This is a genomic window from Bacillus sp. GMa5/1 (assembly GCF_050172015.1).
Classification (GTDB): domain Bacteria; phylum Bacillota; class Bacilli; order Bacillales; family Bacillaceae_G; genus Bacillus_A; species Bacillus_A cereus.
In genome coordinates, this window is record NZ_JBNLYC010000026.1 from 1 (window position 1) to 12,066 (window position 12,066).

A 12,066-nucleotide genomic window follows, 5' to 3' on the forward strand; every position below is an offset into this window, starting at 1 on the left:
AATCAAAAAGGGAAACGCTCTCCTAAATTAAATTCAGCTATATTCATTGTACTCTGTTGCCTTGCTACCGTACTCTGTATTACATTTGCAGCAAAAACAAATAATGGTTTTCAATTTGATATGCGCCATATTGTATTAATTGTCGGTACATTAACGGGAGGGCCTATTGCTGGTGGTTCTATCTTAGTTGTATTAAACATATATCGCTTATTATTAGGTGGGGTAGGTGTTTTCCCATCTCTTATCGGTTCTGTTCTTCTATTTATTGTTCTACTATTAACATATAAATTTTTTAATCAAACTTCTAATCGTATAAAAATAACACTTGCTATTATCTACAGTCTCACATACGGATTTAGTTGGATACCCTTCTTCCTTTCAAAGGTTACAAATAAGACTGATTATATACTGCATATTATTGTGTATGAGTTATGTTCAATGCTTGGTACGATTCTAATTTTATATTTACTGCACATATTACAAACTCAAGTTCGTCTCCAAAACGAACTTATAAATGCTGAAAAGTTTCATTTAATTGGTGAAATGGCAGCGTCTATCTCTCATGAAATTCGCAATCCATTAACTTCAACGAAAGGTTTTTTACAACTGTTACAATCAGATACCTGTACTGAGCAGGAACGAAAATTGTATATCGACATTGCCATTAACGGCATCGAACAAGCAAATCATGTTCTTACAGATTATTTAACCTTTGCTAAACCAAGCATTGAAAAAGAACAAACATTACAGTTAGAAGAAGAATTACTACATGCATTGTCGTTAATTACACCGCTTACTAATTTAACAAATGTACGTACTCATTATATAAAGCAAAGCACTTCTTTTTTTATCGCTGGTGAAAAGCAAAAACTAAATCAATGTTTATTAAATATTTTAAAAAATTGCATTGAGGCTATGCCAAAAGGCGGTGATCTTTATTTCACATTAGTTCCTGATCATAAGCATATTCAGTTATATATAAAAGATACAGGAATCGGTATGGATTCAGAACAAGTAAAACGTCTTGGCTCTCCTTTTTATTCAACGAAAGAAAAAGGTACTGGACTTGGAATGATGGTCGTATTCAGTGTTGTTCAAGCTATGAATGGAAAAATTGATATTATAAGTGAAAAAGGAATCGGTACAACCTTTTTATTAACTTTTCCACTCATACAAAAAACGTGATGAAATACTCATCACGTTTTTTCTGTTCCTTCAACTAATTCAGCAAAAGCTTTCACTTTTCCGTGCGGTTGTTGATTTTCTTTACGTGCTTTCCAGGCGCGCTCTTCTTCTCGCTTCTTCTTAGACATGTTTTTTCAACTCCTTCTTTTCTTTCTCCATGTAGTATTCCAAAATAAGAAAGAAAACTATGCACGTATCAAAAAAGAAGTGGTTTCCCACTTCTTCCACTTTAGCGTTGCAAAATTGCATGTTTCGCCTCTTTTAACTGCGTAAGATGTCTTTGTTCATGCAAATCAAGAAATTGAACCCATTGATACAAATTCAGATCATTAAAAACAGGATGCTTTAATCCATTTTCAAATAAATCTTTTTCATCTATAACACTATGAAGCGCGTGTAATAGTTCTTGGCGTGAATGTTCTAGCAATTGAATTCCTTGCTGTTTTTTCATTAAAGTTTCTGTTGGTTGCATTTGCTGAGGAGCTTCTCGTTTATGTGTGCGATCAAGCGTAAGTTGGAGGTCTTTAAATGGAGTCATGTTTCTTTCCTTTTTTTGTAAAGCATATACAAGGGCAGACGTGACAGATTGTTCAACTAAATGCAAGTGGTGTAAAATTTGAATAATGCTCCATTTATCACGGCGTGGCTTTACATTCACTTCTGTGTCATTTAACATTTCAATTTCTGATAATAGCGTGCTTCGAGTAGACTGTAATGAGTTTACTAAACTTTCTAAACTTACATCCATATTAGATTGAAGCATACTTGTTCCCCCCTTTTGTTTGTGAAAAGAGGTGCTCCTTATTAGAAACACCTCTTTAGTATTCTGAATTTTCTTTTATTATCTCATCATTTTCCCATTATGTCGATGTTAAACATGTGAAAAAAAGCGCATGTTTTTTACAATTTTGTGTCGTCAATCGCATGTAACCATGCTTCAATTTCTGTAATAACACTTTTCACACAGCCTTCAGCAAATGGTGATGTTAAATTTGCAACTTCTACTAATTCTAAGAACGATTTACTTCCACCTTGTTGGCACAGATTCACATAATCTTCCCAAGCCTCTTGTCTATTATCTCTTGCACGTTTCCAAAATTGTAGCGCACAAATTTGAGCAAGCGTGTAATCAATATAATAGAACGGTGAGCTATAAATATGCCCTTGACGTTGCCAAAAACCACCGCGCTCTAAATAATCATTATCCTCATAATCACGATGTGGTAAATATTTCTTCTCTATGTTACGCCATGCTGTCTTACGCTCTTCAGGTGATGCTTCAGGATTTTCATATACATAATGTTGATATTCATCAACAGATACACCATAAGGTAAAAACAGAAGTGCTGAACTTAAGTGAGAGAAGTAATATTTATCTGCATCTTCTTCAAAGAATAGCTTCATCCATGGCCATGTAAAGAATTCCATACTCATAGAGTGGATTTCACATGCCTCATATGTTGGCCAATTATATTCTGGAATTTCAAATTTACGACTTTCATATACTTGGAAAGCATGACCTGCTTCATGTGTTAATACATCAATGTCACCAGATGTTCCATTGAAGTTTGAGAAAATAAATGGCGCTTTATAATTCTCAATATATGTACAATATCCGCCACCAGCTTTTCCTTTTTTCGCAACTAAATCTAATAAATCATTATCTAGCATGAAATTGAAAAATTCATCTGTTTCAATCGATAACTCTTTATACATTGTCTTTCCATGATCAACAATCCAATCCGCATCTCCTTTTGGAGTTGGGTTACCTGTAGCAAACTCAAAGTTTTCGTCGTAATAAGCTAACTTCTCTACACCGATACGTGCTTGTTGTCGCTTTCTTAATTCCGTTGTAACGGGAACGATATAATCTAGCACTTGCTGACGGTAATTAGCCACCATCTCCGCATTATAATCTGTACGGTACATTCTTGCATATCCAAGTTCAACAAAGTTTTTGAAACCTAAAGATTTTGCGATTTTCGTTCTCACTTTAACAAGCTCATCATAAATACGATCTAGTTCTTCCTCATTTCCAGCTAAAAATCCGTAGTATGCTTCACTTGCTGCTTTACGTTCGCTTCTTTCTTTTCCTTGCATAAACGGAATCAGTTGCGATAACGTTCTTTCTTCTCCAGCAAAGTCAATTTTTGCAGATGCTAATAACTGTGTATATTGCGATGATAATTTATTTTCTAATTGTAAATCTTTCACGACTTCATCTGAATATGTTTTTAAATCACATTCTGCTAGAGCAAATAATTGTTTTCCATAATACGCCTCTAATTCTTCACGAAATGGAGAATTAATGAGTGCCTTATAATATTTTGTACCATATCCTTGTACAACTGGAGAGAATTCATCAAAGAAATCCTGCTCCTCCTTATAAAAAGTATCCGTCGTATCAACAGAATGGCGAATGTAACAAAGGTTTCCCATTGTACCAAAATCGTTGCGAATCTCATTAATTGAATGAATGACTTGTTTTTGTTCTTCTACAGTTTTTGCGTTATCAAACTTCTCTAAAGCAACAGTAAATTTCTCTTTTAACTCTTCAATATTTGGGCGTTTATATTCATAGTCTTTAAATGACATGAACGAGCCTCCTCTCCATTACATACCTTTATTATAATTCAATACGTATTCTCGAATCCCCTCTTAATTTTCAACAAATTTCGGCAGTGACTGCCATGAGTTCATTACAAATAAAAAAGCCTTGGATTTATTTATCCAAAGCTCCTTTGGAACATATTATTTTTCATACTTCCCAATTTTTTTTAATAAATCAAGTAATTCATCTTTTTCATCTTTCGTTAACATTTCAAAAGACTGATGTATAACTTTCTCATGCCCCGGAAAAATAGAAGCAATAAAGTTCTCGCCAGACTCAGTTAATTGCGCGTAAATAACACGTCTGTCATTCGGACATGGGATTCTCTTTACTAATCCCTTTTTCTCCAACTTATCTACAACATATGTAATGCTGCCACTAGCTATTAAAATGCGCTCACCAATTTGCTGGAGTGGTTGACCGCCTTTATGATATAGCAGTTCTAATACAGCAAATTCAGTTGGATTTAACCCGTTACTTTGTATAGATTTATTTGTAGTATCCATAACAGAACGATGTACACGAGATAATGCAATAAATACTTTTAAAGATTGAGAAATATCTTCTCGTTCATTATTTGATGTCATACAACTTTCAACCCTTCACTTAAATTCTCAGCAATAAAAAGAAAATACCACTTCATACTTCATGTGAATTCCGAATGAGCATTCACTCATCCATTTCCTCTCCCCTAATATATTAAAAATCATTCTTGAATAAAAACATGACAATTTTAACATAGTTTATATATAATGATAATAAAAAAAGAAGGAGTACCACATTTGAAAGTCAAATTCCAAAGCATAATTATATATATATTGCTTGTTATCCTACCGACAATAGGGATTGGTGCTACATTTTATTCGTATCATACATATAAAATGAAACAGGAAAACAAATTATCTGCTCATACAGTTCTCTTTTTATATAGAGATTATTTGGATCATCATCTTGGTGAAGCAATTTCTGCTTTAAACATGCTTGCAAAAGTTGTAGGCACCGAGACTGGTAATATAAATGGCATTAAACAAATTGTACATGATACAGATGGAAACGATGCACGCTTTTCTGGTCTATATTACGCTACACCAGAAGGAGTCATTACAATCGCATCTGAAGATGAATCAAAGCCTATAGATGTTTCAGACCGTAAATATATTCAAGACGCGCTCCAAACTAAAAAAACCACTGTATCATCAGTCATTACTGATCGCGTTCTTGGACATAAAGCTATTATGATTGCTGCCCCCATATTTAATAAACAGAAGGAGCTCTCAGGATTATTATTAGCTAGTTTACGCTTTGATTACATTTCCTCTTCTTTAAATGCCATTAAACCACAATACCATTTTGAGGTAACTGATAAACATGATGTAGTTTTTCTAACCGATGATAATAACGACACAAGTGATACGCATTCTAATATGCTTACTACCCCACTCCAAAGATTAAATTGGAAGGTCTCTGTTTCTCCATTACCCATTCATCAAAAAACCTTATACCAGTGGGTTGCAATAGAGTGTATAGCTACTTTATTTTTAATGTCTATTTTATTTTTGCTTGCTCAATATATGTTGTTAAAACGTCAAACAAAACTTGAAAGACAACAAAATGAACTACAGAAAATTGAATTAGTTGGAACTTTTGCAGCGAGTACAGCACACGAAATCCGTAATCCTCTTACTGGAATTAAAGGACTCGTCGCTCTATTAAAAGAGAAATATAAAGATGAACAAGATCAGTTCTACTTTTCCGTAATTGAACAAGAAATAGAGCGAATCAATGAAATTGTAAGTGAATTTCTTATTCTAGGAAAGCCAACCGCCATCATCGAACAAACATATGATGTAAGAACAATTCTAAATGAGGTAGCATTAATTATTCAATCTGAGGCGAATTTACATAACATTGTATTCCATTTACATTTGCCAGACCATCCTGTTCATATCCGTTGTTCGAAAGACCATATGAAACAAGTGGTTTTAAACATTACCAAAAATGCAATTGAGGCCATGACTTCTAATGATACACTAACCATTGTAGTAAAAAACAATGAAACACACGCACAACTGCATATTACAGATACTGGAAAAGGGATTCCGCAACATATTCAAAAACACCTCTTTCATCCGTTCTTTACTAATAAAGATACTGGAACAGGTCTTGGACTTGTCATATGTAAACGAATTGTAGAGATGTATAATGGGCATATTTTTATCGACAGTACAGAAAATGAAGGAACGACAGTTCATATCGAAATTCCGTTACACATAGTATAATTATCCTTATCCTATAAGGGTAATTATACTTATTTCATAAAACCAGCCACAAGCATTCGCCAAAAATTATTTGATTTTCCTTCATACCCGATTTGGAAAATAGGTATTTTTATAATTGAAAACCATTTCGGTGTTTGTTTTTCTTTATAACATTGATATTGTAAAATAAGCTTGTCCAATTCTTGACTAACTTGAATTGTCTCCCTACTATTTAGCCCACTTGTTAATCCTAGTTGAATCATTTCTTCACGTTTCATATGAATATCACGTGAAAGCTTTTCTAATGTGTACTTCCTTTTTACAGTAAACATCCATATCCCCCTTATTATACTTCCATGCTCTTAACTTCACTTCTCCATTGACTTTTTTTAACTACTTAATCATATGCAAATTTGAAGAATCAGAAAATTTAACATTTTCTCCCTGTAATTTACAAATCTTTACCCTCACTTTGAGAATTATTACAAATTATTCTATCTTTGTAAATACATTCGCAATAATAGACATTTTTTTCATCTTCTTTTTTTATAAATTCTACGTAAACCGGGGATTCTTAATTTTCCACCTACTTTTCTTCGACATTTTTTGTTTAATTTATATAAAAAAGCAAAACATAATGATGATTGATAAAGTGAAACTTTAATCAGTGTTTTTTTGTTCAGCCCCCACTGATAATTAGCATTCACCAATCGGGTAGGCAGTGAATCTCCCACCTATCCAGCCCAATGTTGAGGTGGGAGTCTTACTACCCACAAATAGCAGGATAACAATAGAAAGGAAATATTTATATGCGAAAATATACGATTGCATTATTCATCATTGTTTTGTTTTTACCGTCTTTCTTATTTCCTATTCAAGCAAATGCTCATACGAATAAAGTTGCTATTGTCATTGATGATTTCGGTAATAATATGAAGGGGACTAATCAAATGTTATCACTTCCCATTCCACTCACTGTTGCTGTTATGCCTTTTCTTCCTTCCACAAAAGAAGACGCAATAGCTGCCCATAAGAAAGGCCATGAAGTTATTATACATATGCCAATGGAACCTATAAAAGGTAAAAAAGAATGGCTTGGGCCGAAAGCAATTACAACTGATTTAAGCGATGAAGAAATAAACAACCGACTTGAACAAGCCATTCAAGAAGTACCGCATGCAATTGGAATGAACAATCATATGGGGTCAAAAGTAACAGCGGATGAAAGAATTGTTCGCCTTATACTTGCTGCTTGTAAAAAACACGGTTTATTTTACTTAGATAGTAAAACGAATCCTAATAGTGTCGTCCCAAAAATCGGAAAAGAATTAGGAGTTCCTATTATTGAAAACCAACTATTTTTTGATGATGTGTATACAGCAGGACATATTTCAAAACAAGCCCAATTACTCATCAAAAAAATTCAAGAAAAACCTATTATGGTAGCTATCGGGCATGTGGGCCCCCCAGGTGAAATTACATCACGCGTTATTGAAACTTCTATCCCTAAAATTCGTGAGCATGCAGACTTTATTTTCTTATCTGATCTAGCATTATCCCCGCCTCCTGTTTCAAAATAAAGTTCATTACTCACATATAATCAGCCCTCACCAATTGGGCTTTTACAGGTAACACCCGCCCACCTAACTTCTTTGCTTTCACCAAATTTTGAGGCGTGGATTTTACTACCCACAAATAGTGGGACAAAAAAGTACCTATCTATATATAACAGATAGGTACTTTTCTTTTTAACTTAAATATAATCTACGTGACTCACTCTGAATCCTTTTTTCTCTATTTTTCCGATTAATTGCTTTAATTTTGTTTCATCTAACTCATCTGATATATTTACAATAACGCGGCGGATATATTGATCACCGTTATCTAGCGTAAATAGGCCACCGATATTATATGCTTTTAACAATGTCCCAAGCTCTTTAATCGTTCCCTTACAATCTTGTGTTGCAATTGTTAATATATAACCACCTGTTCGCATACCAAATGAATCTTCAATAACATCAAATATATTCGAATGCGTTAACATACCGACAAATTCATTATAATCATTTAGCACGGCTAAAAACGGAAGCCGACGAATTACATAAAAGGCTCTGAAGAAGGAATCCTTTTCAAAAATAAATGCATTGGAATCGTCGAGCATATCCCCTGCACTTACATGCTCTAATCCGCTATTGCATTTTTTTTCTAATAAATCTACTTTATAAATAATCCCCGTGAATTTCTTCTCATCTTCTGCTAATACCGGGATGGCTCGAAATCCCGTTTCGTTCATCATTTGCAGTGCCTCTTCACCAGAATCATTTATTTTGCAAAATGTTACTTGCTGCTTTGGCAGAAAATGATATTTAACTCGCAAAATATGTTCCTCCTTACATGTCAACATGTAATCTATATATAATAAGGAGACCTATATTTTATGAGTGAAATTATTTTTAAAACGCTTTCATTTATTTATTAACTTGTAGCTATATCACATCCATTTTTATATAACAGAGCTCCTTGCCCCCTTAATCATTAATAACTTTACATGATAGTTCATTAAATATTCTATACCCTCTAGCCATTTTTTCGCCTCTTCTGGCGTTTTTCCCCACACAATCATGCCGTAATTATGAACAAGAACTACTCCTCCACCTTCAATGAAATTCGGAACATTCCTTTCTAATAAATCAGCGAATTTTTTTTCATCTTCTACAATTGGAATTGTCATTTCTGTTATACCTTCTTTTCCGAAAACACGCTCCACACTGCGTTTATCGAACGTTACTTCTCCTTCTTCCCCATATAACTCTGATATTAAATGACTATCTACAGTCTGCACTTGTAAAATACATCCTGCACTACTTTTTTTATAAATATCCGCATGCATAAATGACTCTGCAGCTGGTTTTTCTTCATTTTCAAATACTGACTCGCACATGCAATTTACGACAATAAAATCTTCTTCCGAAAATAGCCCTTTATCTCTTCCTTCAACATTTACTAAGAATGTTAACGGCTCTTTTGACGTACATAGCGATAAGCTAATTTTGGTACCATAAAACCAATCACGAAGTGCCAATTCAGATTTCACATCTTTTAATTCATTCCATTTCTTCAGAAAAAATAACATTTCGTCACCCCCGGCATAATATTCATATAAGGTTCGAATCCTTTCTATGTAAAAGGAATATTTTTTGATTATTCTAAAAATTAATTGAATTATCACATGAGAACGCTTTTTTGTCAATATAGTTTCGTGGTTCTTCTTTAAAATAGGCTATTCATATGTCTATACTCCTATCTATTTCCTATTTCATTTTGTACATAAAAATACGCTACTCTTTAATTAAAGAATAGCGTATTTTCCTCATTTTTTATTCCGCATTAACGGGCAGCCCGATTAGTGAGGGCTAATAATCAGTGGGGAATGAACAAAACCCCCACTGATTAAAGTTTCACTTCATTTCTTTATTGCATTATATAAAAACTGTGCATATTGTTCACGTGTTACGAAATTATCTCCTAAAAAATTCCCTTCCCCATCGCCTTTTGATATTTTATTATCCACTAAAGCTTTCACATATCCTTTCGCCCAATGGTCATTTGGTATATCTTTAAAATTCTCTGCACTATTTTCATTTTCTTTTAACTGAAATACTCTTTGTAATACTACTGACATTTCATATCGAGTTAATACTCCATCTGGACGGAACATACCATTTCCATAGCCTGTCATAATTCCAGCTTGAACCACTGCATCAATAGCCGTTTCATACATATTTCCTTTCGTATCTGTAAATGCCGTTTTTGGTACTAGATTATTTTCTAATTTTAAATACCTTTGTATTAGAAGAGCTACTTGTCCACGAGTAATGTTATCACCAAATCCAAATTCACCATTTCCATAGCCTATAAATAATTTTTCTTTCGCTAAGTAATTAATTGCTTCTTCTGACCAATGTCCCTTTGGTACATCTTTAAATTCTACCACTTCTGTTTTCTCATCTTCTTTAGACGTATTACCGTCTTTACTTTCTACTACATTTTGAATAACAGACCCTGTAAAGAAAATTCCTGTATCCGCGAATGGATCTTTCACACCAAATTCATATATTTTCTCACCTGGTGTACTCCATTTCACTACACCATTACTATACGTACCGTTATCGCTCTTCAGACGGATTTTCGTAGAAACCTCACCATCTTTTTCATATATAGGTACTTTTACTTCTTTATTTACTTCTGTTTCCTCTAAAAATACTTTTTGATTTTGGACATTAATATAAGCCGTCTTACTTAGTTCTATAACTGGTCGGACATCACGGATTTCATTTGCAACAAAACTTAGAAATACTAATTTTTTCAAATTACTAACTGGTGATAAGTCTGAAATATAATTCGCTTCTAAATCAAGCTTTTGTAAGTTTACTAAACTTGATAATGGCGTAATATCCTTTAACTCATTGTTAGGTAAGTGTAATTGTTTTAACTGTGTCATCTTACTTAGAGGAGTAACATCTTTTATTTCATTTTTCCCGATCCACAATTCTTCTAATTGCTTCATTTGCTCAATGCCGGATAAATCTTTAACTTTATTACGTGTTAATACTAAGTCTGTTAAAGGTAATGAATATAACGCTTTAATATCTTCAATTTGATTACCTGCTAAAGTTAAGTATGTTACATTTTTCAAAGCGCTTAATGGAGCAACGTTCGTAATTTTATTATTTGCTAAATTCAAGTAATCTAGTTGTTCCATTTTCGCTAATGCTGTTACATCTTCTATTTGGTTGCCTGATAGAAATAAACTTTTTACATTTTTCATTTCAGTTAGTGGTGCAACGTTTGTAATTTTATTATTACTTAAATCAAGAGATTCTAAATTATCCATCTTAACAAGTGGCGTTACATCTGAAAATTCATTACCACGCAAAGCTAAATGACTTAATTGCTTTAAGTTCGCAAAGAACGACGGATCTTTTATCTTCGCATTCGCAACTGTTAAAGATTTTAAATTTGGCATATATTTTAATGCACTATAATCAAGTATCTCATTCGTATTTAAAAACAAATCCTTTACTTGTAATAACTCTTCTTTCGTAATTGGTGTATTTAAATCTTTTCTATTAAATACTTTTTTATTCACAAGTTCTCTTAATTTGTTATCTGTTATCATATTTTGATTATCAACTGGATTATCCGTTTCCGTATTGCCTGAATTAGAGTTATCATCTGGTTTCTCTGTTTCTTTGTTACCTACAGTTGGATCTTTAATTTCAAATTGAACTTGATATTTGTGATCATATCCAATAGCTGGAATAAGTATATGCATTTGCATATTGTGCTTCTTCTCAAACTCACCAATTTCAAATTGAACTACTTTCGTTCCATTCTTCCTCTTATCTTCTGACAAAACCTTCACATCATGAAATACACCAGGCTGGTTTCTATCTTCTATTCTAAGATATTGAAAATAATCACTATCTTGCATTGTTACAGTGACAATTTTTTTGCCAGCTGCAATCGTTACTTTAGGATCTTTTATATATTGAGAAACCATAGATGGCTCATCTTTTTGGTCCTTATATATTTTAATCTCAGTATCATACGTGCGATCACTCGCTGCTGCTACCGATTGATTTGCTTCAACTTTTAATGCCGCTAATGCTGGAGTAGAGTACGTAGCAAATGGAATTGCTAATGTTGTCGCTACTACTAGCGCCTTCATGTAATTTTTTTTCAAAATAATATCCCCTATCATATATAATCTTTACAATTGATAAGTATTATCAATTATCCACAAATAAATGATAATGAATATCATTATCATTGTCAATGAGAATATTACATTAAATTTATATTTTTAAAGATAAAAAATAAAAAAGCCCTTTATTCAAAGGGCTTTTTTACCTATCGTATGAAGAATTTCACTTTTTTCCTTCTCATTGATGACACCGATTTTTTGCAAAATATTCGCGTACAATACAAGTTTATTATATATTCGTTCTG

11 protein-coding genes are annotated in these 12,066 nt (G+C 33.1%); 3 read left to right on the top strand and 8 right to left on the bottom strand.

The annotated features are described in order from the left end of the window. Positions 1–1,185: ATP-binding protein (locus ACQGSG_RS09170; RefSeq protein ID WP_426947241.1), on the top strand; the 1,185-nt coding region annotated here is incomplete at its 5' end. 11 nt (positions 1,186–1,196) lie between these two features. On the opposite strand, the gene ACQGSG_RS09175 is transcribed toward ACQGSG_RS09170, so the two are convergent. The 4 genes from ACQGSG_RS09175 to ACQGSG_RS09190 all read right to left on the bottom strand — a co-directional run bounded on the left by ACQGSG_RS09175 (position 1,197) and on the right by ACQGSG_RS09190 (position 4,383). Further along, on the bottom strand, positions 1,197–1,313 hold the full coding sequence (locus tag ACQGSG_RS09175; protein ID WP_000038355.1) for a DUF6254 family protein: 117 nt from the start codon (positions 1,311–1,313) through the stop codon (positions 1,197–1,199). Between the two features lie 101 nt (positions 1,314–1,414). Beyond that, positions 1,415–1,948 carry a DinB family protein gene (locus ACQGSG_RS09180; protein ID WP_000941970.1) on the bottom strand — a complete coding sequence of 178 codons (534 nt, stop codon included), beginning with the start codon at positions 1,946–1,948 and terminating at the stop codon, positions 1,415–1,417. Between the two features lie 137 nt (positions 1,949–2,085). Continuing rightward, positions 2,086–3,780 (bottom strand): M3 family oligoendopeptidase, encoded by a 1,695-nt coding sequence (locus ACQGSG_RS09185; RefSeq protein ID WP_048568823.1) that lies wholly within the window; start codon positions 3,778–3,780, stop codon positions 2,086–2,088. 156 nt (positions 3,781–3,936) lie between these two features. Further along, the gene (locus ACQGSG_RS09190) at positions 3,937–4,383 is read right to left on the bottom strand and encodes a MarR family winged helix-turn-helix transcriptional regulator (protein ID WP_000203336.1); all 447 of its coding nucleotides are present in this window, start codon (positions 4,381–4,383) and stop codon (positions 3,937–3,939) included. A gap of 195 nt (positions 4,384–4,578) precedes the next feature. Here ACQGSG_RS09190 and ACQGSG_RS09195 point away from each other — a divergent pair, with 195 nt between their 5' ends. After that, complete coding sequence (locus ACQGSG_RS09195; protein ID WP_325843007.1) at positions 4,579–6,075, top strand: DUF3149 domain-containing protein; 1,497 nt, start codon at positions 4,579–4,581, stop codon at positions 6,073–6,075. Between the two features lie 29 nt (positions 6,076–6,104). Here the strand turns inward: ACQGSG_RS09195 and ACQGSG_RS09200 are convergent, their stop codons facing one another. After that, positions 6,105–6,386 carry an aspartyl-phosphate phosphatase Spo0E family protein gene (locus tag ACQGSG_RS09200; protein WP_000495536.1) on the bottom strand — a complete coding sequence of 94 codons (282 nt, stop codon included), beginning with the start codon at positions 6,384–6,386 and terminating at the stop codon, positions 6,105–6,107. A gap of 477 nt (positions 6,387–6,863) precedes the next feature. Here ACQGSG_RS09200 and ACQGSG_RS09205 point away from each other — a divergent pair, with 477 nt between their 5' ends. Beyond that, a complete protein-coding gene (locus tag ACQGSG_RS09205) occupies positions 6,864–7,634 on the top strand; it encodes a divergent polysaccharide deacetylase family protein (protein WP_001234107.1) in 771 nt (256 codons plus the stop codon). Between the two features lie 173 nt (positions 7,635–7,807). Here the strand turns inward: ACQGSG_RS09205 and cbpA are convergent, their stop codons facing one another. The 3 genes from cbpA to ACQGSG_RS09220 form a co-directional block, all read right to left on the bottom strand. After that, the gene (gene cbpA / locus ACQGSG_RS09210; RefSeq protein ID WP_001264207.1) at positions 7,808–8,431 is read right to left on the bottom strand and encodes a cyclic di-AMP binding protein CbpA; all 624 of its coding nucleotides are present in this window, start codon (positions 8,429–8,431) and stop codon (positions 7,808–7,810) included. Positions 8,432–8,557: 126 nt separating this feature from the next. Next, positions 8,558–9,187, bottom strand: a complete 630-nt coding sequence (locus ACQGSG_RS09215; protein WP_000896005.1) for a class II aldolase/adducin family protein — start codon at positions 9,185–9,187, stop codon at positions 8,558–8,560. Positions 9,188–9,517: 330 nt separating this feature from the next. After that, positions 9,518–11,818, bottom strand: coding sequence for an NEAT domain-containing leucine-rich repeat protein (locus ACQGSG_RS09220; protein WP_002060989.1), 2,301 nt, complete (start codon positions 11,816–11,818; stop codon positions 9,518–9,520). Positions 11,819–12,066 lie beyond the last annotated feature (248 nt).